Genomic DNA, 22938 nt, shown 5'->3' with positions numbered 1-22938 from the left:
AGATGAAGCTTATGCACTTAACGACAAACACTCGGGCTACTAAACCCGATCACTGAGAATTCAGCGACCGAGCAACCTTAGAGACGCCCATCCAGACGCACAAGCCGGCGGATTCTGGCGTAACTGTAGGCAACGGCGCAAGACGACGATTTCCCTGTAGAAACAAAGACCAAATGTGGGAGCGGGCTTGCTCGCGAATGCGGTGAGTCAGTCAATAGAGAATTCGACTGATCCACCGCATTCGCGAGCAAGCCCGCTCCCACATGGGTGATGTGTTGCCTGCTAAATCACGCGTTTTCCAGCAGGTTATGCAATTCCACAAACTGCTGTGTCAGCTTGTGCCGTGGGTCCAGGTGGATCAGCGGCATGTTCGCCTGGTGCGATTCACGCATGCGCACCGAACTGGTGAGGTACACCGGCAGTACCGGCAAACCTTCGGCAATCAATTCATCCAGCATCTGCTGCGGCAGGCTCGCCCGGGCCTGGAACTGGTTGACCACGATGCCTTCCACTTCCAGCCCTTCGTTGTGGTCTTCCTTCAATTCTTCAATCTCTGCCAGCAGGCCATACAGCGCCTGGCGGGAGAAGCTGTCGCAATCGAAGGGGATCAGCACGCGATCAGCGGCAATCAGCGCTGAAACGGCATAAAAGTTCAACGCCGGCGGCGTATCCAGGTAGATCCGGTCGTAGTCCTCGCTCAATTCATCCAGCAGCTTTCGCAGCTTGTTGATCTTGTGCTTGGCCTCGAGCTTGGGCTGCAGGTCTGCCAGTTCCGCGGTGGCGGTGATGACGTGCAGGTTGTCGAACGGGGTTTCGTAGATATCCACCTGGTTTTTCTTCGAAAACGGCCCGGAAGACAGGGTTTGCTTGAAGAAGTCGGCGATTCCCATGGGGATATCGTCGCCGGTCAGCCCGGTGAGGTACTGGGTAGAGTTAGCCTGGGCATCGAGGTCCACCAACAGGGTTCGATAGCCTTCGCTGGCGCTGACCGCCGCCAGGTTGCAGGCAATGCTGGACTTGCCAACACCGCCTTTTTGGTTGAACACCACGCGCCGCATGGAAAAACCTCCGTGTATCAATGAATGACCCGAGTGTAGAGGGCAAAAGCGCCCGTTAGCTACCTCGTTTGTTCCTGTACTACAGCATCAGAGGCTCTATCTCGCATAACAATTTCCCGTCTGTCCGACAAAGCAGGAATTGCCTGACACCTGCTGCCCTACCTGCATGATGGACAATCGGTAATTCTTTCCAGCGAATTTGTAATCATCCGTGAACAATTCTTTACCAAAGTTTGCTAGAACCCCGCAGCACCGGGATAATGCGCGCCATTCGGCGATTGCACCCTGTCCCGGTATTCGGGGCCAATGGCTGCACAAGGAAGCCCGCAGGGGCGGGATAACTTCTCAGTGATCAATTTCAACATCGCCCAATGGCGCGCCTGGGCTCCCGGGCTCGAAAGCGCGGACGACTGGCGCACCTGGTGCCGGCAGCCGACATTGCTCGCCCGCAGCGACGCGGCACCCGACGTGTCCTTCCTGCCGGCCATGCAGCGCCGGCGCCTGAGCCGCCTGGCGCGCATGGCCTTCAGTGTGGGCTGGCCCCTGGCCGAAGGCTTGCAACAGTTGCCATTGGTGTTTGTCTCCCGTCACGGCGAAACCCCACGCACCCTCGATATTCTCAGCGACCTGGCCAACGACGAGCCCCTGTCGCCGACCCAGTTCAGCCTGTCGGTGCATAACGCGGTGATTGGCCTGTGGTCGATCCTGCGCAATGAAACCAGTGAAATGACCGCCCTCGCCGCCGCCGGCGATGGCCTGGAGCACGGCATGCTCGAAGCCGCTGCCCTGCTCAATGAAGGCGCACCGGCTGTATTGCTGATCATTACCGAGGAACAGCCCCCCGAAGCCTATGCGCGCTGGATCGAGGACGTGCCCTTCCCCTACGCCCTCGGCCTGCTGCTGACACCGGGCGACGAGTGGCAGCTGGAACTGAATACAGCCGCTGTCCAACCCACCACCAAAGCCCAGTGGCCCCACGCCCTGAACCTGCTGCGCACCCTGCTGAACGAAGAGGGCGCCTGCCAACATGCCTGGAAGAACCGAGTATGGAACTGGCAACGCAAGTCCTGACCGAAAAGCCTCGGAAGGCCTACTACTGGCGCCTGTTCGCCACTGCCACCGCCTTCGCCCTGTTTGGCCTCGGCGGCCTGTGCCTGCGTGTCCTGGTGTTTCCGCTGCTCAGTTGCCTGCCGGGTGATGCCAAACAGCATCAGCGACGCGCCCGCCACACCATCAGCTGCCTGTTCTGGTTGTTTATCCGCATGATGATGCGCCTGGGCATCCTGACCTACAGCGTCGAAGGCGCGGAAAAGCTCGGCCGCCCGGGCCAGATGATCATCGCCAACCACCCATCGCTGGTGGATGTGGTGTTCCTGATCGCCCAGATGCGCCAGACCAACTGCGTGGTCAAGCAGAGCCTGTGGCAGAACCCCTTCACCCGGGGCCCGGTGCGCGACGCCGGCTACATCAGCAACGACGGCAGCGCCGACATGCTCGACGCCGCCGCCGATGCTCTGCGGGACGGCCAGACCCTGATCATTTTCCCGGAAGGCACCCGCACCTCACCGGGCCAGGCGCCGACCTTTCATCGCGGCGCCGCCGCCATTGCCCTGCGTGGTGCGAGCATCATCACCCCGGTAGTGATCAAGGTCAGCCCCACCACCCTGACCAAGGCCGAACCCTGGTATCGCATCCCGAATCGCCGCTTTCACTTCAGTTTGCGCGTGGGTGCCGATATAGAACCACAGGCGTTTGCCGCACAAGGGCCCGCGCCCCAGGCATCACGCAAGCTCAACGATTACCTGCACCAGTATTTTATTAAGGAGCTCGCCGAAGATGAGCAACCCACATAGCCTTGAGCACGACATAAAAACGCTGATCATCGAGGCCCTGGGCCTGGAAGACATCAGCGAGAGCGACATCGGCAACGAGCAAACCCTGTTCGGCGAAGGCCTTGGCCTGGATTCAGTCGACGCCCTGGAATTGGGCCTGGCGATCCAGAAAAAGTACGGCATCAAGATCGATGCCGACGCCAAGGACACCCGTAATCACTTCACCAACGTGGCCAGCCTCGCGGCGTTCGTCACGGCCCGACAGGCAGCTTGAGACCGTACCATGCAAACTCGTGACGATATTTTCAACACCTTGCGCGACGCCCTGGTGGAACTGTTTGAACTGGAACCGGAACGCGTCACGCTCGACGCCAACCTGTACCAGGACCTGGAAATCGACAGCATTGATGCAGTGGACCTGATCGACCACATCAAGCGCCAGACCGGCAAGAAAATCGCCGCCGAAGAGTTCAAGGCTGTGCGTACCGTGAATGACGTGGTCGAGGCGGTCTACCGTCTGGTTCAACCGGCCGCATGAGCCGGCTGATCGGCCTTGGCCTGTTGCTGGCGGGGCTGCTGTACCCTTTTGCGGTGTATTACGGCACTGAGCATTTTGCCCCGTGGCAATTTGGCCTGCTGCTGGGCAGCCTGTGGCTGTTGCGCGCCCTGACCGGCGCCAGGCGCCCGGGCAGCCGCTGGATGGCGGCGGCGATCATTGTCTTTTGCCTGCTGCTCGCCTGGTTCGACAACCCGCAGATGCTGCGCTGGTACCCGAGCCTGGTCAGCGCCTTCATGCTGGCACTGTTCGGCCTGAGCCTGAAATACGGGCCGCCGATGGTCGAGCGCCTCGCGCGCATGACCGAGCCGCAACTGCCCGAAAAAGCGATTGTGTATACCCGCCAGGTCACCGTGGTGTGGAGTGTATTTTTCCTGTGTAACGGCCTGCTCGCCGCCGCCCTCACCCTGTGGGCGCCGCTGAGCTGGTGGACGTTGTACAACGGCATGATCGCCTACGGGCTGATGGGGCTGTTGTTTGCCGTGGAATGGCTGGTACGACAAAGGGTTCGAGGCCGCGTATGAATTGGTTGAATCTTGAGCACTTGCTGCTTGAGCCTGTGGAGCAGCGTTTGGTCACCACCGAACCTGCCCTGGATCACCCACACCTGTGGGAGAAGTCCCTGAGCCTGGCCGCCGGGTTGCAAGCCCGGGGCATCCAGCGCCTGGCGGTGTACCTGGAAGATGCCGGCTTGCTGGCGATCGCCCTGCTGGGCGCGTGGCGTGCAGGCGTCAGCGTGTTGTTGCCCGCTGACCTGCAACCGCAAACGCGCCAACGCTGGGACGATGCCGTCGACGCCTGGCTGACCGAAGCCGGCGACCTGGACGCGCTGTATCAAGCGCCATCAAGCGCCGCAGCCCTGGACCTGGATGCCTGCTGCCTGAGCCTGTGTACGTCCGGCTCCAGCGGCGAGCCCAAGCGCATCGACAAAACCCTGCGGCAGATGGCCAATGAAGTCCAGGCGCTGGAAACCCTGTGGGGCGCCGACCTCGGCGAGGCGTGCATCATCGGCAGCGTCGCCACCCAGCATATCTATGGCTTGCTGTTCCGGGTGCTGTGGCCGTTGTGTGCCGGGCGTACCTTTGTGCGCCAGCAGTTGGCATTCCCCGAGGACTTGCAGCGCGCCAGCCGCGAGCACGCGCAATTTGCCTGGGTCGCCAGCCCGGCGCTCCTCAAGCGCATGGGTGACAACCTCGACTGGCCAGCGCTTACACCGGTCAAACGGGTGTTTTCCTCCGGCGGCGCCTTGCCCCTTGAAGCCGCCGGCAGCCTGCATCAGCGTTTGCAGCAATGGCCGACGGAAATCCTCGGCAGCTCGGAAACCGGCGGCATCGCCTGGCGCCAGGGCGAACAACCGTGGCAGCCGTTTGCCGACGTGCAGCTGAGCCAGGACGCCGACGGCGCCTTGCGCATCGCCTCGCCATACTTGCCCGCCGGCCATGTCGAACAGACCGCCGACGCCGCCACCATCCACGCCGACGGCCGCTTCGAATTGCTCGGCCGCCTGGACCGCATCGTCAAGCTGGAAGAAAAACGCATCTCCCTGCCGATGCTGGAACAGGCGCTGATGGACCATGCCTGGGTCGCTGAAACGCGCCTGGGCGTGGTGCAGGAAAACCGCGCCTCCCTCGGCGCCCTCGTGGTGCTCAGCGCAGGCGGCTTGCATGCCCTGCGTAACCAGGGCCGGCGCACCGTCACCCAAACCCTGCGCCAGCACTTGAGCCAACACTGCGAAGCCCTGGCGCTGCCCCGCCGCTGGCGCCTGTTGCGCCAATTGCCGCTGAACACCCAAGGCAAGCTGCCCCAGGCCGACGTCGAAGCCCTGCTGCTGGCACCGCGCCCGAAAGCCCCGGAAGTACTGGAACAAGTCGAAGCCAACGGTGAATGGACCCTGCAACTGGCGATCCCGCCGGACCTCGCCTACTTCAGCGGCCACTTCCCGCAAACCCCGGTGCTACCGGGCGTGGTGCAAGTGGATTGGGCGCTGAGCCTGGGCCAGCAACTGCTCAAGCTGCCGGGGCCGTTCGCCGGGATGGAAGTGCTCAAGTTCCAGCAACTGGTACGCCCGGATGACCGGATCGAACTGCACCTGCGGTTCGACCAGGAGCGCGGCAAGTTGTACTTCGCCTACCGCAATGAGGCGGCCGCCTGCTCCAGTGGGCGGATCGTGCTGGGGAGGGTCAGTGATTAAGCTTTTGTGGCGAGGGAGCTTGCTCCCGCTGGAGTGCGCAGCACTCCCAACCCAGGCACTGTGGTTTATCAGGCAGGTCGGTGTCGCCTGTGTTGGGGCTGCTTCGCAGCCCAGCGGGAGCAAGCTCCCTCGCCACACGAAGTGCTTGTGCCAATGGGGTACCTGTTATGCATAAGCCCTGCGCCTTGATCCCGGTCTACAACCACGAGGCCGCCGTGCCCGCCGTGGTGCGCACCGTGCTGGACAGCGGCCTGCCATGCCTGCTGGTAGACGACGGCAGCAGCGCCGCCTGCGCCGCCGTGCTGGCGCAACTGGCAACCCTCGACAACGTCTCCCTGCTGACCCTGCCCGCCAACCAGGGCAAAGGCGCCGCCGTCATGGCCGGCTTTCGCGAAGTCGCACGCCTGGGCTTCACCCACGCCCTGCAAGTGGACGCCGACGGCCAGCACGACCTGCGGGAAGTCGGTACCTTCCTCGACGCCTCCCGCGCCCACCCGAATGCGTTGATCTGCGGCTACCCGGAATACGACGACAGCGTGCCCAAGGGCCGCCTTTACGCGCGCTACCTGACCCACGTGTGGGTGTGGATCAACACCTTGTCGCTGCAGATCCGCGACTCCATGTGCGGCTTTCGCGTGTACCCACTGCCACCGACCCTGGCCTTGATGGACTCGGCCAACATCGGCAAACGCATGGATTTCGACTCCGACATCCTGGTGCGCCTGGCCTGGCGCAACCAGCCGATGCGCTGGCTGCCGACCAAGGTGCACTACCCCGCCGACGGCCTGTCGCACTTTCGCCTGTTCCATGACAACGCGCTGATTTCCTCGATGCACACCCGGCTGTTCTTCGGCATGTTGGTGCGCGCGCCGATGATCCTCTGGCGCCGGTGGCAGGCATGAGCCAGGACACCAAGCACTGGGCCGACCGCGAGGAGCGCGGCAGCTTCTGGCTGATGAAATTCACCGCCTTCGCCGCCAAGGTCCTCGGGCGCCGGCTGCTGAGCCCGCTGCTCTACGGCATCGTTTTCTACTTCTTTCTGTTCGGCCGCACGGCCCGCCAAAGCGCCTGGCAATACCAGCAGCGCCTGGCCGACTGGAGCCGGCGCGACGACCTGCGCCCTACCCACAGAAGCGTCTTCGGCCAGTTCATGGCATTCGCCGACGCCCTGCTGGACAAGCTCGACGTATGGAACGGCAAGCTGCGCCTGGAGCAGATCGAAATCATCGACCCGGCCCAACTGCGCGGCCAGCTGCGCAGCGAACGCGGGCAGATGCTGGTGGGCGCGCACCTGGGCAACCTTGAAGTGTGCCGCGCCCTCGCCGAGCTTGGCGAAAAGGTCACCATGAACGTGCTGGTGCACACCAAGCACGCTGAACGTTTCAACCGGATTCTGGGCGAAGCCGGGGCGACCAATCTGCGCCTGATCCAGGTCAGCGAACTTGATCCGGCAGTGATGATGCTGCTCAGCCAGCGCCTCGACGACGGCGAGTGGCTGGCGATTGCCGGCGACCGCGTACCGCTGCATGGCGGGCGCACGGTACGCGTGGATTTCCTCGGCCATGACGCCGCCTTCCCCCAAGGCCCGTGGCTGTTGGCCGGTTTGCTGAAATGCCCGGTCAACCTGCTGATGTGCTTGAAGCATCAAGGCCGTTATCGCCTGATAATCGAGCCGTTCGCCCGGTTGATCGAATGGAAACGCAGCGACCGCCAGCAGGTGATTGCACAATGGACCGCCCGCTACGCCGAGCGCCTGGGCCAGTTCTGCCTGGAAGCGCCCCAACAATGGTTCAACTTTTACCCTTTCTGGAAGACCGATGACGACGCATCTTGAGCCGGTAACCTTCGGCGAAATTCCCCTGCGCATCGAAGACGTGCTGGCCCTGGCCAACCGTCAGGCGCCGACTCAACTGCAAGCCGATGCCAAGTACCGCCAGCGCATCGCCAAGGGCGCGCAGTTCCTGGATTCGTTGCTGGACAAGGAAGGCGTGATCTACGGCGTGACCACCGGCTACGGCGACTCGTGCGTGGTGGCGGTGCCGCTGGAGCACGTCGAAGCGCTGCCCCGCCACCTCTACACGTTCCACGGCTGCGGCCTGGGCAAGTTGCTGGATGCGCAAGCCACCCGCGCGGTGCTGGCGGCGCGGTTGCAGTCGCTGTGCCATGGCGTGTCGGGCGTGCGCGTGGAGTTGCTGGAGCGCCTGCACGCGTTCCTGGAATTCGACGTGCTGCCGCTGATTCCGGAAGAAGGCTCGGTAGGCGCCAGCGGTGACTTGACGCCGCTGTCCTACGTGGCCGCAACCTTGTCTGGTGAGCGCGAAGTGATGTTCCGTGGCGAACGCCGCCAGGCGTCGGAGGTGCACCGCGAGCTGGGCTGGGACCCGCTGGTACTGCGCCCGAAAGAGGCCCTGGCACTGATGAACGGCACCGCCGTGATGACCGGCCTCGCCTGCCTGGCCTTCGCCCGCGCCGACTACCTGCTGCAACTGGCCACGCGCATCACCGCGCTGAACGTGGTGGCGCTGCAAGGCAATCCGGAGCATTTCGACGAGCGCCTGTTCGCCGCCAAGCCACACCCGGGGCAGATGCAAGTCGCCGCCTGGCTGCGCAAGGATCTGGCCATCGACGCGCCGACCGCGCCGCTGCATCGCCTGCAAGACCGTTACTCCCTGCGCTGCGCGCCCCACGTCCTGGGCGTGCTGGCCGACAGCCTGAACTGGTTGCGCTCGTTCATCGAGATCGAACTCAACAGCGCCAACGACAACCCGATCATCGACGCCGAAGAAGAACGCGTGCTGCACGGCGGCCACTTCTACGGCGGCCACATCGCCTTCGCCATGGACAGCCTCAAGACCCTGGTGGCCAACGTCGCCGACCTGCTGGACCGCCAGCTCGCGCTGCTGGTGGACGTGCGTTACAACCACGGCTTGCCGAGCAATTTGTCGGGTGCGCCAGCCGAGCGGGCGATGATCAACCACGGCTTCAAGGCTGTGCAGATCGGCACCAGCGCCTGGACCGCCGAAGCGCTGAAAAACACCATGCCGGCCAGCGTGTTCTCGCGCTCCACCGAGTGCCACAACCAGGACAAAGTGAGCATGGGCACCATCGCCGCCCGCGATGCGATTCGTGTGCTGGAACTGACCGAACAAGTCGCCGCCGCCACCTTGCTCGCCGCCAACCAGGGCGTATGGCTGCGGGCCCAGGCTGAAGACGCACGCCCGCTGCCGCCGGCGCTGGCCGCCATGCAAATCGAGCTGGCCAAGGACTTCCCGCCGGTCATCGAAGACCGCGCACTGGAAGGCGAACTGCGCCTGTGCCTCAAGCGTATCGCCGAGCAACACTGGAGGCTGCATGCGTAGCCCCGGCGTGTTGCACTGCGACACTGAAATCCTCGTGCCGTTTTTCGACATCGACACCATGAACGTGGTGTGGCACGGGCACTACGTAAAGTACCTGGAAGTCGCCCGCTGCGCCTTGCTGGACAAGATCGGCCACAACTACACAGCGATGCTGCAAGCGGGCTACGCCTGGCCGGTGATCGACATGCAGCTGCGCTATGTGCGCGGAGCGACCTTCGGCCAGACCATCAACGTGCGCGCCAGCCTGGTGGAGTGGGAGAACCGCTTGAAGGTCAATTACCTGATCAGCGACAAGGCCACGGGCGAGCGCCTGACCCGCGCCAGCACCGTGCAAGTGGCGGTGGAGATTGCCAGCCGTGAAATGCAGTTGGCGTCGCCAAAAATATTCACTGACGCCATAGAGAGAGCCTTGAAATGAGATTCCCTGTGGGAGCGGGCTTGCTCGCGAAAATCGTCAACGATAACGCAGGCCGCCTGACACCCCGTGGCGCCCTCAGGTTCTTCGCGAGCAAGTCGAATCGTCGCACCGCCGCTCCCACAGGAATCGCCTTCATTCTGTTGTTGGGCATTCCAGGCCTGGCCCATGCTTTCGACCTGCAGCAACTCAGCGATCAGCTTGCAAAACCGTCGGTGATCCACGGCAACTTCATCCAGGAAAAACACCTGCGCGCCCTGCCGCAACCGCTGGTCAGCAAGGGCACCTTCGTCCTGGCCAAGGACCACGGCCTGCTGTGGCTGCTGAAAACCCCGCTGCAACAGGACTACCGCATCAGCGCCAACGGCATCGCCCGGCGTGACGCCAACGGCTGGCAATTGTTGCCGAACAAGAGCGCCGGCGCCGAGCAGAACCGTTTGTTCCTCGCCGTGTTGCAGGGCGACAGCAGTGGCTTGCAGCGTGACTTCGAGCTGCAACTGCAAGGCGAAGCCCAGCAGTGGAAACTCACGTTGATCCCGCGCTCGCTACTGCTCAAGCAGGTGTTCACCCAAATCAATATCGACGGCGGCGAACTGGTGCAGAAGATCGAGCTGCTGGAAACCCAGGGCGACAGCACCGTACTGCGCATGCAGGACAGCACCAGCAGCCAACCCTTGAGCGACGCGGAGCAACACGACTTTGCCGAGTGAACGCTGGTTGCCGCGCCTGTTCCTGATCCTGCTGGTGGCCGTGTTGGCCCTGGCGGGTTGGCAATGGCGCCATGGCGCACCGCTGTCGGCGAACCTGATGGAACTGGTGCCCGGCACCGCGCCGGATGCGCTGGAGCTGCGCGCCGAACAGCGCATGCAGGAACCGCTGAACCGCGAAATGCTGGTGCTGGTGGGGCATGCCGACCGGCAAAAAGCCGTGGCCATGGCGACGCAATTGGGCGAAGCCTGGCAAGCCAGCGGCCTGTTTGAAAAGGTCCAGTGGAACCTCCAAGCCGACCTGCCAGCCCTGCGTCAGCAGTTGCTGCAAGGCCGGCTGGCGATGCTCTCGGCCAAGGATCGCGAGCAACTGATCGACGAGCCCCAGGCGTTTATTCAGCAGCGGGTTCAGGCGCTGTTCGACCCGTTCACCGGCTTCAGCCTGGTGCCGAGCCAGGACGATTGGCTGGGCCTCACCGGGCGCATCCAGAACAGCCAGCCGCAACACGGTTCGGTGCAGCTGGATATCGGCAGCGGCGCGCTGATCGCCGATGCCGACGGCAAAAGCTGGGTACTGCTGCGGGCTCGCACCACCGGCAATGCCTTCGACATGAAACTGCCGCTGCAAGTGGCTGAACTGCTCAAGGCCAGCCGCGAGCAGGCCGACCAGCAAGGCGCGCAATTGCTCGCCGCCAGCGGCCTGCTGTATGCAGCCAATGGTCAGCAGCAGGCCACCCGGGAAATCACTTGGGTCGGCGGCGGCGCGACGGTAGGCATCCTGTTATTGCTGCTGCTTGCGTTCCGCCGCTGGCGGGTGTTGCTGGCGTTCGTGCCGGTGCTGGTGGGCATGCTGTTTGGTGCGGTGGCCTGTGTGGCGCTGTTCGGGCATATGCATGTGATCACGCTGGTGCTGGGCTCGAGCCTGATCGGCGTGGCGGTGGATTACCCGCTGCATTACCTGTCCAAGAGCTGGAGCATGAGCCCTTGGCGCAGTTGGCCGGCCTTGCGCCTGACCTTGCCGGGCCTGAGCCTGAGCCTGGCCACCAGTTGCATCGGTTACCTGGCCCTGGCGTGGACGCCGTTCCCGGCGCTGACGCAAATCGCGGTGTTCTCCGCTGCCGGTCTGGTGGGCGCTTACCTGTCGGCCGTGTGCCTGTTGCCGGCCTTGCTCAAAGGCGTCGAGCTGCGCCCGGCGCAATGGCCGCTGCGCATTGCCGAGTTCCTGCTGAGCGTGCGCGAGTCGCTGCTCAAGCGCCTGCCAAGCCCGGTGTTGTTGATACTGGTGTTGGTGTTTTGCGCCGGAGGGCTGTGGCACCTGAACAGCAAAAACGATATCCGCCAGTGGATCGGTGCGCCGCCGCAGTTGCTGCAGGAAGCCCAGGCCGTTGCGCGGATTACCGGGTTCCAGCCCACCAGCCAGTTCTTTCTGGTACGGGCGGACAATCAACCGCAATTGCTGGAGCGCCAGGCTGCGCTGAGTCAGCGTCTGGATCAGTTGGTGAACATGGACAAGCTCCAGGGCTACCTGGCGCTCAACCAGTTGGTCAGCGCGCCGGCGGAGCAACAGCAACTGCGCGAGGCCCTGAAACAGCTGCCGCACTACTGGCAGCCATTGCTGGACCTCGGCGTACCCGCCAGCGCGCTGCAAGCCGAGCTGACCCAGTTGCAGGCCTTGCCCACCGAGGACATCGACGCAGCACTGGTCGGCCCGCTGGCCGAGCCGTGGCGCACGCTGTGGCTGGGGAATGTCGACGGTGGCGTGGCGGCGATGGTGAGCCTGCAAGGCTTGAACAACCCGGCCTTGCTGCGGGTGCAGGCCCTGGATCTGCCCGGCGTGCAGTTGGTGGATCGCCTCGGCGACTTGAACCAGGTATTCGCTGCCACACAGATCAGCGCGGCGGAATTGAAATTGATGTCCTGCGTGTTGATCGTACTGCTGCTGATCCTGCCGTTCGGCTTCGGCGGTGCCCTGCGCATCGTCGCCCTGCCGCTGCTGGCGGCGCTGTGCAGCCTGGCCAGCCTGGGTTGGCTGGGGCAGCCGCTGACGTTGTTCAGCCTGTTCGGCCTGCTGTTGGTAACCGCCATCAGCGTCGACTACGCGATCCTGATGCGTGAACAAATTGGCGGCGCCGCGGTGAGCCTGTTGGGCACACTGTTGGCGGCCGTGACTACTTGGCTATCGTTCGGCCTGCTGGCCATTTCCAGCACGCCGGCGGTGAGTAATTTTGGGCTATCGGTGAGCTTGGGGCTGGCATTCAGCTTCATGCTGGCGCCGTGGGCCGCCCCGTCCGGGACAAGGAAGAAACGATGAGCAGCCAATACCTCAGCAAGAACTACGTCGAAGAAACCAAATTCGGCTTCTGGTTCCTGCGCAGCCACACCTGGCAGCACCATGTGCTGCGCGTGGCCATCAACGACCTGCGCAGCCTGTTCAGCGAACCGCTGCCGGTTGCTCCGGTGCTGCTGGACGCCGGCTGCGGCCAGGGCAAGTCGTTCCAGTATTTGCAGCAAGTGTTCGCCCCCGAGCGCCTGATCGGCCTGGATGCTGACCCACACAGCCTCGACCTGAGCCGCACCGAAGCCGCGCGCCAGGGCATCGCCATCGAGTTGATCGGCAGCGACTGCGCGACCCTCGACGTGGCCGACGCCAGTGTCGACGTGCTGTTCTGTCACCAGACCTTCCATCATCTGGTGGAACAGCATCGCGCCCTGAAAGAGTTCTACCGGGTGCTCAAGCCGGGCGGCTACCTGCTGTTTGCCGAATCCACCGAGGCCTATATCGACACCTGGGTCATTCGCTGGCTGTTTCGTCACCCGATGCATGTGCAGAAAAGCGCCGAGGAGTACCTTGAGATGATTCGCGAGCAGGGCTTTGAGTTCGGCCCGCAGAACGTCTCGTACCCGTACCTGTGGTGGAGCCGCGCCACCGACTTCGGCCTGCTTGAGCGCTGGGGCCTGCGCCAGCCAAAACCGGCCGGCCAGCGCGAAGAAACCCTGGTCAACGTGGTTGCCCGCAAACCTCTGGCGAGCGCTGAAACATGATCCGAATGCTGTTGATCGGCTGCCTGTTGCTGCTGAGCGCGTGCGCCAGCCAGCCGCCGTTGCCGTCGAAAAACCCGGTGCTGAGCCTGCCGTTGCAACTGCATGTGCAGCGCGAACAGGATGGCCAACGCCAGGACTGGTTGCTGGTGATGCAGCGCGAAGGCGGCGGGATTCGCTGGTCGATGATGGACCCGCTGGGCATTCCCCAGGCTCGGCAGATGCTGATCAATGGCGCCTGGCAGGCCGACGGTCTGCTGCCGCCCAATCCCCAGGCGCGTGAACTGTTTGCCGCGCTGTTGTTCGCCCTGACCTCGGCGGATGAAGTTTCCAGGCTGTACCCCGGGACCCAGGAAATGGACCTGATCCGCACCCTGCCGTCCCACTGGAAGATCACCTATCACTCCTCCCTGGTGTTTCGCGTGGACGTGATCGGGCAACACCTGACCTACCACATCTCGCCGCTAGGGGCTGCCCGATGAGCGCCTACCTCAATGCCCTCGGCGTGATCTGCGCCCTGGGCCGCGACAAGCGCGAAGTCAGCCGCAGCCTGTTTGCCGGCGACTGCTCCGGCATGCGCGCCGAAAGCGGCTGGGTGCCGGAGCGTGTGTTGCCGGTGGCCGCTGTGCACGGTGAACTGGCGGCGATACCGCCCGGGCTGGAATCCCATCGCAGCCGCAATAACCAGTTGCTGCTGGAAGCCGCGTTGCAGATTGACGACGAGATCCGGCAAGCGATCCAGACGTTCGGCGCGTCGCGCATTGGCATCGTGCTCGGCACCAGCACCTCGGGCATCGATGAAGCCAGCCGTGGCATCGCCCACTATCTGCGGGAAAACCAGTTCCCCGCCGACTACGACTATCAGCAACAGGCGCTTGGCGCCCCGGCCGATTTCCTCGCCGACTGGCTGCAACTGAGCGGCCCGGCCTACGTGATTTCCACCGCCTGCACCTCCAGCGCACGAGCGCTGATGAGTGCCCAACGCCTGTTGGACCTGGGCGTGTGCGATGCGGTGATCTGCGGTGGCGTCGACACGCTGTGCAAGCTGACCCTCAATGGTTTTTCGTCGCTGGAGGCGGTTTCGGCAGAGCGCTGCAATCCGTTTTCGCTGAACCGCAACGGCATCAATATCGGCGAAGCCGCCGTGCTGTTCCTGATGAGCAAAACCCCGGCGCCGTTCGCACTGCTGGGCAGTGGCGCCAGTTGCGACGCCCACCATATTTCCGCCCCCGAGCCTACCGGCAAGGGTGCGTTGCAAGCGATGCGCAAGGCCCTGGCCAGCGCACAACTGGCGCCCGGACAAATCGGTTACCTGAACCTGCACGGCACCGCTACCCAACATAACGATGCCATGGAAAGCCTGGCGGTCGCGGCCCTGTTCCCGGACGGCGTAGCCTGCTCCTCGACCAAACCCATGACCGGCCACACCCTGGGCGCCGCCGGCGCGCTGGAAGCGGCGTTCTGCTGGCTGAGCCTGGCAGAAGGCGTAGTGCCGCCGCATGTCTGGGATGGCCAGGCGGACCCCGACCTGCCCGTACTGAAGTGGGCGTCGCCCGGCGACGCCCTGGAAAAACGCTGCCTGATGAGCAACTCGTTTGCCTTCGGCGGCAACAACGTCAGCCTGATTATCGGAGACGCCCCATGACTGATTGGCCGCTCGCCGAACTGCTGCCCCACGCCGGTGACATGATCCTGATCGATCAGGTCCTGAGCTTTGATGAAGAACAGATCCAGACCCGCCTGACGGTCAAGCCCGGCGGTCTTTTCAACCGCGCCGATGGCAGCCTGCCCGCGTGGGTCGGCATTGAGTTGATGGCGCAAAGCGTCGCGGCCTACGCCGGTTGCCGCGCGCGCCAGAAAGGTGAAGCCGTGGAGTTGGGCTTCCTGCTGGGCACGCGCAAGTTCGAGTGCAACGTCGAGCACTTTCCCGCAGGCACCGAGCTGACCATCCACGGCCTGCGCTCCCTGGAAGACGACAACGGCATGGGTGTGTTCGAATGCCACCTCACCGGTCACGGCATCCAGGCCAGCGCGCGCTTGAACGTATTTCGACCGCCCCAGGCGGCCAACTATTTAGATGAATCGAAGGACACCACGCCATGACTGAATCCGTATTGGTGACCGGCTCCAGCCGTGGCATCGGCCGCGCTATCGCTGTGCGCCTGGCCCAGGCCGGGCACGACATCGTGCTGCACTGCCGCAGCGGGCGTGCCGAGGCGGATGCGGTGCAGGTCGAAATCGAAGCGCTGGGGCGCAAGGCCCGGGTGTTGCAATTCGATGTGGCGGACCGCGCCAGCTGCAAGGAGATCCTTGAAGCCGACGTGGAAGCCCATGGCGCGTATTACGGCGTGGTGCTCAATGCGGGCCTGACGCGCGACGGCGCGTTTCCAGCGCTGTCGGAAGACGATTGGGACGTGGTGATGCGCACCAACCTCGACGGTTTCTACAACGTGCTGCACCCGGTGATGATGCCGATGATTCGTCGTCGCGCCGCCGGGCGGATCGTGTGCATCACCTCGGTATCCGGGCTGATCGGCAACCGCGGCCAGGTCAACTACAGCGCGTCCAAGGCCGGCCTGATCGGCGCCGCCAAAGCCCTGGCCATCGAGCTGGGCAAGCGCAAGATCACCGTCAACTGCGTGGCCCCCGGGCTGATCGACACCGCGATGCTCGATGAAAACGTACCGGTGGAAGAGCTGATGAAAATGATCCCGGCCCAGCGCATGGGCACGCCGGAAGAAGTCGCCGGGGCGGTGAACTTCCTGATGTCGGCAGAAGCCGGCTACATCACCCGCCAAGTGCTGGCCGTGAATGGAGGCCTGTGCTGATGAAACGCGTGGTGGTCACCGGCATGGCCGGCGTTACGTCCCTGGGCAGCGATTGGGCAACCATCGCCGCCAACTTCCGCGCCAACCGCAGCGGCATCCGGCGCATGGATGAGTGGGACCGTTTCACCGAACTGAACACACGGCTGGCCGGGCCGATCGATGATTTCGTGGTACCCGCCCACTGGACCCGCAAGCAACTGCGCAGCATGGGCCGGGTTTCCCGGCTGGCGGTATGGGCAGCGGAGCAGGCGCTGAAAGATGCCGGCTTGCTGGGCGACGAGTCGATCAAGGACGGGCGCATGGGCGTGGCCTGTGGCTCGTCCACCGGCAGCACCGACGAGATCAAGGCCTTCGGCAATATGCTGCTGAACTCGGTGGCCGAGGGGCTGAACGCCAACTCCTACGTGCGGATGATGCCCCACACCACGGCAGCGAATATCAGCATTTTCTTCGGCCTCACCGGCCGGCTGATCCCCACGTCCAGCGCGTGCACCAGCGGCAGCCAGGGCATCGGCTACGCCTATGAGGCCATCAAGTTCGGCCGCCTGCCGCTGATGTTGGCAGGTGGTGCCGAAGAGCTGTGCCCTACCGAAGCCATGGTGTTCGATGCGCTGTACGCCACCAGCCTGAAAAACGATGCACCACAAACCAGCCCGCGTCCCTACGACAGTGGCCGCGACGGCCTGGTGATCGGCGAAGGCGGTGGCATCCTGGTGCTCGAAGAGCTGGAACATGCACTGGCCCGTGGCGCGCATATCCACGCGGAAATCGTCGGCTTCGGCAGCAACGCCGACGGCCAGCACACCACCCGCCCGGAACAGGCCACCATGCGCCGCGCCATGGAACTGGCATTGGAAGATGCGGGGCTTGCGCCCGACGCGATCGGCTATGTGAACGGCCATGGCACCGCCACCGACCAGGGCGACATCGCCGAAACCCTGGCCACCAGCAGCCTGTTCGGCAGCCGCATGCCCATCAGTTCGCAGAAGAGTTTCCTTGGGCATACCCTGGGCGCATGCGGCGCGCTGGAGTCGTGGTTCAGCATCGAGATGATGAACCGCAACCAATACGTGCACACCTTCAACCTCGACGAGGTCGACCCGCGCTGCGGCGAGCTGGACTACCTGCAAGGTGAGTTCCGCGAGCTGCACAGCGACTACGTGATGAACAACAATTTTGCCTTTGGCGGCGTCAACACTTCGCTGATTTTCCGCCGCTGGGTGTAGGTTTTTTTACTGACTGGAGAAATGGAATGTCTTCCCTGCTACGCGCAACACTGGTCGCTTTGGCCCTGCTCACCACCGCTGGCTGCACCAACAAACCGGTGCTCAACACCCAGCATGACTTGCCGGCGAACCCGCAGGTCAACGAAGAAAAAATGAAGCAGACCATTATCGCGGCCTTGAACAAACGCCAATGGGTGGTGCAGCGCCTGAGCCCGCAACTGGTGCAGGCCGAGATCAACGTGCGCAACCAGTTCCACGCTGAAATCGACATCCGCTACACCGCCACCAGCTACGCCATCACCTACCGCGACAGCCGCGACCTGGGCTACAAGGACGGCAAGATTCACCGCAACTACAACCGCTGGGTGAGCATGCTGGACCGTGACATCCTGGCGGCGTTGCGCACCAATGGTGTGAGTGACACGGCGCAGTTGCTCCAGCAGACCGGGACGTCGAAGCAGAACTGAAACACCCGCTTCCCTGTGGCGAGGGAGCTTGCTCCCGTTGGGGCGCGAAGCGCCCCTGAAACCTGCGATTGAGGGTTGCCTGGTAAAACTCAGTCGTCGGGTTTCGGGGCTGCTGCGCAGCCCAGCGGGAGCAAGCTCCCTCGCCACAGGTTATGCGTCGGTCATACCAATGCCTTGCGGGTCAGCAGCTCGACAAACGCCTTGGCCATCGGCGTCTGCTGACCCTTGCGCTGCACCAGCCACACCGCCGTCACCGCCTCCTGATCCAGCAACGTGCGATACACCACGCCATCAATGCGGATCCGCTGATACGACGCCGGTAACACCGAGACACCCAACCCCGCCGCCACCAGGCCAATGATGGTCATTGCCTCCCCGGCCTCCTGCGCGAAATGCGGGCTGAAGCCGGCATCACGCGCCAGGCTCATCAATTGGGCATACAGGCCGCTGCCGTAAGTCCGCGGGAAAAACACAAACGGCTCTTCGGCCAATTGCGCCAGGTGCAAACCACGCTCACTGCCCTCCACCAGCGGATGCCCGGCGTTCAGCACGGCCACCAAGGGCTCGCGCATCAGTTCCACGACGCTCAAGGAATCGGGCAACGGCAACGGTCGCATCAACCCCACCTGAATCGACTCATCCACCAGCGACTCGGCCACCTCCGTGCTGCTCATCTCCTGCAGATTCAAATGCACCGCCGGGAATGCCTGGCGAAACGCGAAGATCGCCTGTGGGATGCTGGAGTTGAACGGCGCAGAAGAGGTGAAGCCAATCTTCAACTCCCCCAGTTCCCCCAACTGCGCCCGACGCGCCACGTCCGCCGCTTTATCCACCTGCGCCAGCACCAACCGCGCCTCTTGCAGGAACAACCTGCCGGCCTCGCTCAGCTCGACCCGACGATTGGTACGCTCAAACAACCGCGCACCTATCTCCTGCTCCAGCGCCTGGATCTGCTGGCTCAGGGGCGGCTGGGAGATCCCCAGCACCTGCGCGGCGCGGCCAAAATGCAGCTCTTCAGCCACGGCGATGAAGTAACGCAGGTGGCGCAGTTCCATGAAAACCTCATTAGGTCGTAAAAGCTCTTAAACAGGTCGAACAATATATTGGAAAGAATCAATAGGGAGCTATATTCTTTTTTGCATTGCCAGCCCTGGCAGCCTTTCCTCCCCGAGGTCCCGCGTGAAATCTGCTGTCGCTCCGCTTGCTCAAGAAGTACCGCCCACCGCCCTCGATGAAGTGGTGGCACAGCTCAACGAGCAGTACATCGAAAAAGGCACCCCGATGTTCATGCGCACGGTGCTGGCGCTGTTCTCCGGCGGTTTCGCCACTTTCGCCCTGCTCTACTGCGTACAGCCGATGATGCCGGCGCTGTCCCACGAATTTTCCATCAATGCCGCGCAAAGCAGCCTGATTCTCTCGGTGGCCACCGGCATGCTCGCCATTGGCCTGCTGATCACCGGGCCGATTTCCGACACCCTGGGGCGCAAGCCGGTGATGGTTGCCGCGCTGTTCTGCGCCGCACTGTGCACCATCGCCAGCGGCCTGATGCCAAGCTGGGAAGGCATCCTGCTGATGCGCGCACTGGTGGGCCTGTCCCTCAGCGGCCTGGCAGCGGTGGCCATGACCTACCTGAGTGAAGAGATCCACCCGCAACACATCGGCTTGGCCATGGGCCTGTATATCGGCGGTAACGCCATTGGCGGCATGAGCGGCCGCTTGATCATCGGTGTGCTGATCGACTTCGTCAGTTGGCACACGGCGATGCTGATCATCGGCGCCCTGGCGCTGATCGCAGCCACGGTGTTCTGGAAGATCCTCCCCGAATCGCGCAACTTCCGCGCCAGCACCCTGCACCCGCGCAGCCTGATGGACGGCTTCACCATGCACTTCAAGGACGCCGGCCTGCCGTGGCTGTTCCTCGAAGCCTTCGTGCTGATGGGCGCCTTTGTGACGATGTTCAACTACATCGGCTACCGCTTGCTGGCGGACCCGTACGATTTGAGCCAGGCCGTGGTAGGCCTGCTGTCGCTGGTCTACCTCTCGGGTATCTACAGCTCGGCGAAAATCGGCTCCCTGGCCGACCGCCTGGGCCGTCGTCGCGTGCTCTGGGGCACCATCGTGCTGATGCTCGGCGGTATCGCCCTGACGCTGTTTACCCCGCTGTGGCTGGTAGTGCCCGGCATGTTGATCTTCACCTTCGGCTTCTTCGGCGCCCACTCGGTGGCCAGCAGCTGGATCGGCCGCCGCGCACTGAAAGCCAAGGGCCAGGCGTCTTCGCTGTACCTGTTCAGTTACTACGTGGGGTCGAGTATTGCGGGGACGGCGGGCGGTTTCTTCTGGCACTACGCCGGGTGGAACGGGATTGGCGGGTTTATCGTCGCGCTGTTGATCGTCGCGTTGCTGGTGGCGTTGAAGCTGGCGAAGTTACCGCCGTTGCAGGAAGCCAAGGCTTAACCAGCGCTTACAAAAAAGCCCGGCATCTGCCGGGCTTTTTCATTGCCGCGCGATCACTCGTGATACTGCGCCGACAACTCGTGCACCGCCCGCAGGAACGCGCCTGCGTGCTCCGGATCAACTTCCGGAGTAATGCCGTGGCCAAGGTTGAACACGTGACCACTGCCTTTGCCGTAGCTGGCGAGGATGCGGCCCACTTCAGTACGGATGGCTTCCGGCTTGGCGTACAGCACGGTCGGGTCCATGTTGCCTTGCAGCGCAACCTTGTTGCCCACGCGGCGACGGGCTTCGCCGAGGTCGCAGGTCCAGTCCAGGCCCAGCGCGTCGGCGCCGGCGTCGGCGATGCTTTCCAGCCACAGGCCGCCGCCCTTGGTGAACATGATCACCGGCACTTTGCGGCCTTCGTGTTCGCGGATCAGGCCGCTGACGATCTTGCGCATGTAGGCCAGGGAGAACTCCTGGTACGCCGCCGCCGACAGGTTGCCACCCCAGGTGTCGAAGATCTGCACCGCCTGGGCGCCGGCCATGATCTGGCCGTTGAGGTAGGAGGTGACCGACTGCGCCAGCTTGTCCAGCAGCAGGTGCATGGCTTGCGGGTTGTCGTACAGCATGGCCTTGGTCTTGCGGAAGTCTTTCGACGAGCCGCCTTCGACCATGTAGGTGGCCAGGGTCCACGGGCTGCCGGAGAAGCCGATCAGCGGCACGCGGCCGTTCAGCTCGCGGCGGATGGTGCTGACCGCATCCATGACGTAGCCCAGGTCCTTGTGGGGATCGGGGATCGGCAGGGCTTCGATGTCGGCCAGGGTGCTGACGACTTTCTTGAAACGCGGGCCTTCGCCGGTTTCGAAGTACAGGCCCTGGCCCATGGCGTCAGGGATGGTCAGGATATCGGAGAACAGGATGGCCGCATCCAGCTGTGGATAGCGGTCCAGCGGTTGCATGGTGACTTCGCAGGCGAACTCCGGGTTCATGCACAGGCTCATGAAGTCGCCGGCGTGGGCGCGACTGGCGCGGTATTCCGGCAGGTAGCGACCGGCCTGGCGCATCATCCACACAGGGGTGACGTCCACGGGTTGCTTGAGCAGGGCACGAAGGAAACGGTCGTTCTTGAGGGCAGTCATGTCGGCATCCGCAAAAAAAGTGCGGGCATTTTCTCAGAGCGCGACGCAAAAGGCACGGCAAGAGCCGTGCCTTTTGTCTATCGGGTCAATTTGTCGCGGATATGAAAGCGCCACAAAACAAATGTGGGAGCGGGCTTGCTCGCGAATGCGGTGGGTCAGCCAACACATCTGGTGACTGATATACCGCATTCGCGAGCAAGCCCGCTCCCACATTTTGATCCCATTTCAATCCGGGATCGGGGTCAGACCTGCAGGTAATCCAGGATCCCTTCGGCGGCGTTGCGGCCTTCGAAGATGGCCGTCACTACCAGGTCAGACCCGCGCACCATGTCGCCACCGGCGAAGATTTTCGGGTTGCTGGTCTGGTGTTTGTACTGGCCTTGTTCCGGGGCTACAACGCGGCCCTGGCTGTCGGTCTGGATTTCGAACTGCTCGAACCACGGCGCCGGGCTTGGGCGGAAACCGAAGGCGATGACCACGGCGTCTGCCGGGATGATCTCTTCGGAACCCGGGATCGGCTCGGGGCTGCGACGGCCACGGGCATCCGGTTCGCCGAGACGGGTCTCGACCACTTTCACGCCTTCGACACGGTCTTCACCGACGATAGCGATCGGCTGGCGGTTGTAGAGGAATTTTACGCCTTCTTCCTTGGCGTTCTTCACCTCTTTGCGCGAACCCGGCATGTTGGCTTCGTCACGACGGTAGGCACAGGTCACCGACTTGGCGCCCTGGCGAATCGAAGTGCGGTTGCAGTCCATCGCGGTATCACCACCGCCCAGCACCACGACCTTCTTGCCTTTCATGTCGACGAAATCTTCCGGCGACTTTTCAAAGCCCAGGTTGCGGTTGACGTTGGCGATCAGGAAGTCCAGAGCGTCGTACACGCCCGGCAGGTCTTCACCGGCGAAGCCACCCTTCATGTAGGTGTAGGTGCCCATGCCCATGAACACGGCATCGTATTCTTCGAGCAGTTGCTCCATGGTCACGTCCTTGCCGATTTCGGTATTGAGGCGGAACTCGATACCCATGCCGGTGAAGACTTCGCGACGATGGCTCAGTACGGTTTTTTCCAGCTTGAACTCGGGGATGCCGAAGGTCAGCAGGCCACCGATTTCCGGGTTCTTGTCGAACACCACCGGGGTCACGCCGCCACGTACCAGCACGTCGGCACAGCCCAGGCCCGCCGGGCCCGCGCCGATGATCGCGACGCGCTTGCCGGTCGGCTTGACCTTGGACATGTCCGGGCGCCAGCCCATGGCGAACGCGGTGTCGGTGATGTACTTCTCCACCGAACCGATGGTCACCGCGCCGAAGCCGTCGTTGAGGGTGCACGCACCCTCGCACAAACGGTCCTGCGGGCACACCCGGCCGCACACTTCCGGCAGGGTGTTGGTCTGGTGCGACAGCTCGGCGGCGGCGAGGATGTTGCCCTCGGCCACCAGCTTCAGCCAGTTCGGAATGAAGTTGTGCACCGGGCACTTCCATTCGCAATACGGGTTACCGCAACCCAGGCAGCGGTGGGCCTGGTCGGCCGAGTGCTGGGGTTTGAAGGGCTCGTAGATTTCCACGAACTCTTTCTTGCGTTGACGCAACAGTTTCTTCTTCGGATCTTTGCGCCCGACATCGATGAACTGGAAGTCGTTATTCAGACGTTCAGCCATGTTAAAACCTCATCAAACTCTTCA

24 protein-coding genes are annotated in these 22938 nt (G+C 63.3%); 20 read left to right on the top strand and 4 right to left on the bottom strand.

The window, feature by feature from the left end; translation table 11 throughout:
• Nucleotides 1-287 precede the first annotated feature (287 nt).
• On the bottom strand, nt 288-1058 hold the full coding sequence (locus JV201_RS02095) for a ParA family protein (RefSeq protein ID WP_003209397.1): 771 nt from the start codon (nt 1056-1058) through the stop codon (nt 288-290).
• Between the two features lie 348 nt (nt 1059-1406).
• Here JV201_RS02095 and JV201_RS02090 point away from each other — a divergent pair, with 348 nt between their 5' ends.
• From JV201_RS02090 to JV201_RS02000, 19 genes are all read left to right on the top strand, one after another.
• Nucleotides 1407-2129, top strand: coding sequence for a beta-ketoacyl synthase chain length factor (locus JV201_RS02090; RefSeq protein WP_177049099.1), 723 nt, complete (start codon nt 1407-1409; stop codon nt 2127-2129).
• Nucleotides 2105-2911, top strand: a complete 807-nt coding sequence (locus JV201_RS02085; protein ID WP_177122248.1) for a 1-acyl-sn-glycerol-3-phosphate acyltransferase — start codon at nt 2105-2107, stop codon at nt 2909-2911. The genes JV201_RS02090 and JV201_RS02085 overlap by 25 nt, the downstream gene beginning before the upstream one ends.
• On the top strand, nt 2895-3164 hold the full coding sequence (locus JV201_RS02080) for a phosphopantetheine-binding protein (RefSeq protein ID WP_003209392.1): 270 nt from the start codon (nt 2895-2897) through the stop codon (nt 3162-3164). The genes JV201_RS02085 and JV201_RS02080 overlap by 17 nt, the downstream gene beginning before the upstream one ends.
• Before the next feature lie 9 nt (nt 3165-3173).
• Nucleotides 3174-3428 (top strand): acyl carrier protein, encoded by a 255-nt coding sequence (locus JV201_RS02075; protein ID WP_003209389.1) that lies wholly within the window; start codon nt 3174-3176, stop codon nt 3426-3428.
• Nucleotides 3425-3970 (top strand): hypothetical protein, encoded by a 546-nt coding sequence (locus JV201_RS02070; RefSeq protein ID WP_063033449.1) that lies wholly within the window; start codon nt 3425-3427, stop codon nt 3968-3970. The genes JV201_RS02075 and JV201_RS02070 overlap by 4 nt, the downstream gene beginning before the upstream one ends.
• Nucleotides 3967-5637 (top strand): acyl-CoA synthetase family protein, encoded by a 1671-nt coding sequence (locus JV201_RS02065; RefSeq protein WP_219406448.1) that lies wholly within the window; start codon nt 3967-3969, stop codon nt 5635-5637. The genes JV201_RS02070 and JV201_RS02065 overlap by 4 nt, the downstream gene beginning before the upstream one ends.
• 167 nt (nt 5638-5804) lie before the next feature.
• Nucleotides 5805-6539, top strand: a complete 735-nt coding sequence (locus JV201_RS02060) for a glycosyltransferase family 2 protein (RefSeq protein ID WP_219406447.1) — start codon at nt 5805-5807, stop codon at nt 6537-6539.
• Nucleotides 6536-7471, top strand: a complete 936-nt coding sequence (locus JV201_RS02055; protein WP_003209381.1) for a glycosyl transferase — start codon at nt 6536-6538, stop codon at nt 7469-7471. The genes JV201_RS02060 and JV201_RS02055 overlap by 4 nt, the downstream gene beginning before the upstream one ends.
• The gene (gene hutH / locus JV201_RS02050; protein ID WP_177020740.1) at nt 7455-8996 is read left to right on the top strand and encodes a histidine ammonia-lyase; all 1542 of its coding nucleotides are present in this window, start codon (nt 7455-7457) and stop codon (nt 8994-8996) included. The genes JV201_RS02055 and hutH overlap by 17 nt, the downstream gene beginning before the upstream one ends.
• Nucleotides 8989-9414: a thioesterase family protein gene (locus JV201_RS02045; protein WP_102367948.1), complete on the top strand. Its 426-nt coding sequence runs from the start codon at nt 8989-8991 to the stop codon at nt 9412-9414. The genes hutH and JV201_RS02045 overlap by 8 nt, the downstream gene beginning before the upstream one ends.
• A complete protein-coding gene (locus tag JV201_RS02040; protein ID WP_219406446.1) occupies nt 9411-10121 on the top strand; it encodes an outer membrane lipoprotein carrier protein LolA in 711 nt (236 codons plus the stop codon). The genes JV201_RS02045 and JV201_RS02040 overlap by 4 nt, the downstream gene beginning before the upstream one ends.
• Nucleotides 10111-12429 carry an MMPL family transporter gene (locus tag JV201_RS02035; protein WP_219406445.1) on the top strand — a complete coding sequence of 773 codons (2319 nt, stop codon included), beginning with the start codon at nt 10111-10113 and terminating at the stop codon, nt 12427-12429. Before JV201_RS02040 ends, JV201_RS02035 begins: the two co-directional genes overlap by 11 nt.
• Nucleotides 12426-13160: a class I SAM-dependent methyltransferase gene (locus tag JV201_RS02030; RefSeq protein ID WP_219406444.1), complete on the top strand. Its 735-nt coding sequence runs from the start codon at nt 12426-12428 to the stop codon at nt 13158-13160. The genes JV201_RS02035 and JV201_RS02030 overlap by 4 nt, the downstream gene beginning before the upstream one ends.
• On the top strand, nt 13157-13639 hold the full coding sequence (locus JV201_RS02025; RefSeq protein WP_173883011.1) for a hypothetical protein: 483 nt from the start codon (nt 13157-13159) through the stop codon (nt 13637-13639). The genes JV201_RS02030 and JV201_RS02025 overlap by 4 nt, the downstream gene beginning before the upstream one ends.
• On the top strand, nt 13636-14802 hold the full coding sequence (locus JV201_RS02020; RefSeq protein ID WP_087692519.1) for a beta-ketoacyl-[acyl-carrier-protein] synthase family protein: 1167 nt from the start codon (nt 13636-13638) through the stop codon (nt 14800-14802). The genes JV201_RS02025 and JV201_RS02020 overlap by 4 nt, the downstream gene beginning before the upstream one ends.
• Nucleotides 14799-15260 (top strand): hotdog family protein, encoded by a 462-nt coding sequence (locus JV201_RS02015; RefSeq protein ID WP_102604305.1) that lies wholly within the window; start codon nt 14799-14801, stop codon nt 15258-15260. Before JV201_RS02020 ends, JV201_RS02015 begins: the two co-directional genes overlap by 4 nt.
• Nucleotides 15257-15985: a 3-oxoacyl-ACP reductase FabG gene (fabG, locus tag JV201_RS02010; protein ID WP_087692521.1), complete on the top strand. Its 729-nt coding sequence runs from the start codon at nt 15257-15259 to the stop codon at nt 15983-15985. The genes JV201_RS02015 and fabG overlap by 4 nt, the downstream gene beginning before the upstream one ends.
• On the top strand, nt 15985-17211 hold the full coding sequence (locus JV201_RS02005; RefSeq protein WP_008439241.1) for a beta-ketoacyl-ACP synthase: 1227 nt from the start codon (nt 15985-15987) through the stop codon (nt 17209-17211). The genes fabG and JV201_RS02005 overlap by 1 nt, the downstream gene beginning before the upstream one ends.
• A gap of 26 nt (nt 17212-17237) precedes the next feature.
• On the top strand, nt 17238-17678 hold the full coding sequence (locus JV201_RS02000; RefSeq protein ID WP_003209360.1) for a hypothetical protein: 441 nt from the start codon (nt 17238-17240) through the stop codon (nt 17676-17678).
• A gap of 161 nt (nt 17679-17839) precedes the next feature.
• Here JV201_RS02000 and JV201_RS01995 read toward each other — a convergent pair whose 3' ends face one another.
• Nucleotides 17840-18733 (bottom strand): LysR family transcriptional regulator, encoded by an 894-nt coding sequence (locus JV201_RS01995; protein WP_003209358.1) that lies wholly within the window; start codon nt 18731-18733, stop codon nt 17840-17842.
• Between the two features lie 181 nt (nt 18734-18914).
• Between JV201_RS01995 and JV201_RS01990 the strand changes: the two genes are divergently transcribed.
• A complete protein-coding gene (locus tag JV201_RS01990) occupies nt 18915-20132 on the top strand; it encodes an MFS transporter (RefSeq protein WP_371316176.1) in 1218 nt (405 codons plus the stop codon).
• Between the two features lie 53 nt (nt 20133-20185).
• Here the strand turns inward: JV201_RS01990 and hemE are convergent, their stop codons facing one another.
• Entirely contained in the window at nt 20186-21253 is a 1068-nt protein-coding gene (gene hemE / locus JV201_RS01985) for a uroporphyrinogen decarboxylase (protein ID WP_087692524.1), read from the bottom strand.
• Between the two features lie 242 nt (nt 21254-21495).
• Nucleotides 21496-22914 (bottom strand): FAD-dependent oxidoreductase, encoded by a 1419-nt coding sequence (locus JV201_RS01980; RefSeq protein ID WP_003209353.1) that lies wholly within the window; start codon nt 22912-22914, stop codon nt 21496-21498.
• Between the last annotated feature and the right edge of the window lie 24 nt (nt 22915-22938).

This window comes from Pseudomonas sp. Colony2 (assembly GCF_019382755.1).
Taxonomy (GTDB): domain Bacteria; phylum Pseudomonadota; class Gammaproteobacteria; order Pseudomonadales; family Pseudomonadaceae; genus Aquipseudomonas.
The sequence above is the reverse complement of the archived record's forward strand: the minus strand, read 5'-3'. Positions and strand labels throughout refer to the sequence as shown.

Coding starts and splice junctions, on each gene's coding strand:
- JV201_RS02095 (WP_003209397.1), bottom strand. CDS start 1,058: ATGCGGCGCGTGGTGTTCAACCAAAAAGGCGGTGTTGGCAAGTCCAGC.
- JV201_RS02085 (WP_177122248.1), top strand. CDS start 2,105: ATGGAACTGGCAACGCAAGTCCTGACCGAAAAGCCTCGGAAGGCCTAC.
- JV201_RS02080 (WP_003209392.1), top strand. CDS start 2,895: ATGAGCAACCCACATAGCCTTGAGCACGACATAAAAACGCTGATCATC.
- JV201_RS02075 (WP_003209389.1), top strand. CDS start 3,174: ATGCAAACTCGTGACGATATTTTCAACACCTTGCGCGACGCCCTGGTG.
- JV201_RS02070 (WP_063033449.1), top strand. CDS start 3,425: ATGAGCCGGCTGATCGGCCTTGGCCTGTTGCTGGCGGGGCTGCTGTAC.
- JV201_RS02065 (WP_219406448.1), top strand. CDS start 3,967: ATGAATTGGTTGAATCTTGAGCACTTGCTGCTTGAGCCTGTGGAGCAG.
- JV201_RS02060 (WP_219406447.1), top strand. CDS start 5,805: ATGCATAAGCCCTGCGCCTTGATCCCGGTCTACAACCACGAGGCCGCC.
- JV201_RS02055 (WP_003209381.1), top strand. CDS start 6,536: ATGAGCCAGGACACCAAGCACTGGGCCGACCGCGAGGAGCGCGGCAGC.
- hutH (WP_177020740.1), top strand. CDS start 7,455: ATGACGACGCATCTTGAGCCGGTAACCTTCGGCGAAATTCCCCTGCGC.
- JV201_RS02045 (WP_102367948.1), top strand. CDS start 8,989: ATGCGTAGCCCCGGCGTGTTGCACTGCGACACTGAAATCCTCGTGCCG.
- JV201_RS02040 (WP_219406446.1), top strand. CDS start 9,411: ATGAGATTCCCTGTGGGAGCGGGCTTGCTCGCGAAAATCGTCAACGAT.
- JV201_RS02030 (WP_219406444.1), top strand. CDS start 12,426: ATGAGCAGCCAATACCTCAGCAAGAACTACGTCGAAGAAACCAAATTC.
- JV201_RS02025 (WP_173883011.1), top strand. CDS start 13,157: ATGATCCGAATGCTGTTGATCGGCTGCCTGTTGCTGCTGAGCGCGTGC.
- JV201_RS02020 (WP_087692519.1), top strand. CDS start 13,636: ATGAGCGCCTACCTCAATGCCCTCGGCGTGATCTGCGCCCTGGGCCGC.
- JV201_RS02015 (WP_102604305.1), top strand. CDS start 14,799: ATGACTGATTGGCCGCTCGCCGAACTGCTGCCCCACGCCGGTGACATG.
- fabG (WP_087692521.1), top strand. CDS start 15,257: ATGACTGAATCCGTATTGGTGACCGGCTCCAGCCGTGGCATCGGCCGC.
- JV201_RS02005 (WP_008439241.1), top strand. CDS start 15,985: ATGAAACGCGTGGTGGTCACCGGCATGGCCGGCGTTACGTCCCTGGGC.
- JV201_RS02000 (WP_003209360.1), top strand. CDS start 17,238: ATGTCTTCCCTGCTACGCGCAACACTGGTCGCTTTGGCCCTGCTCACC.
- JV201_RS01995 (WP_003209358.1), bottom strand. CDS start 18,733: ATGGAACTGCGCCACCTGCGTTACTTCATCGCCGTGGCTGAAGAGCTG.
- hemE (WP_087692524.1), bottom strand. CDS start 21,253: ATGACTGCCCTCAAGAACGACCGTTTCCTTCGTGCCCTGCTCAAGCAA.
- JV201_RS01980 (WP_003209353.1), bottom strand. CDS start 22,914: ATGGCTGAACGTCTGAATAACGACTTCCAGTTCATCGATGTCGGGCGC.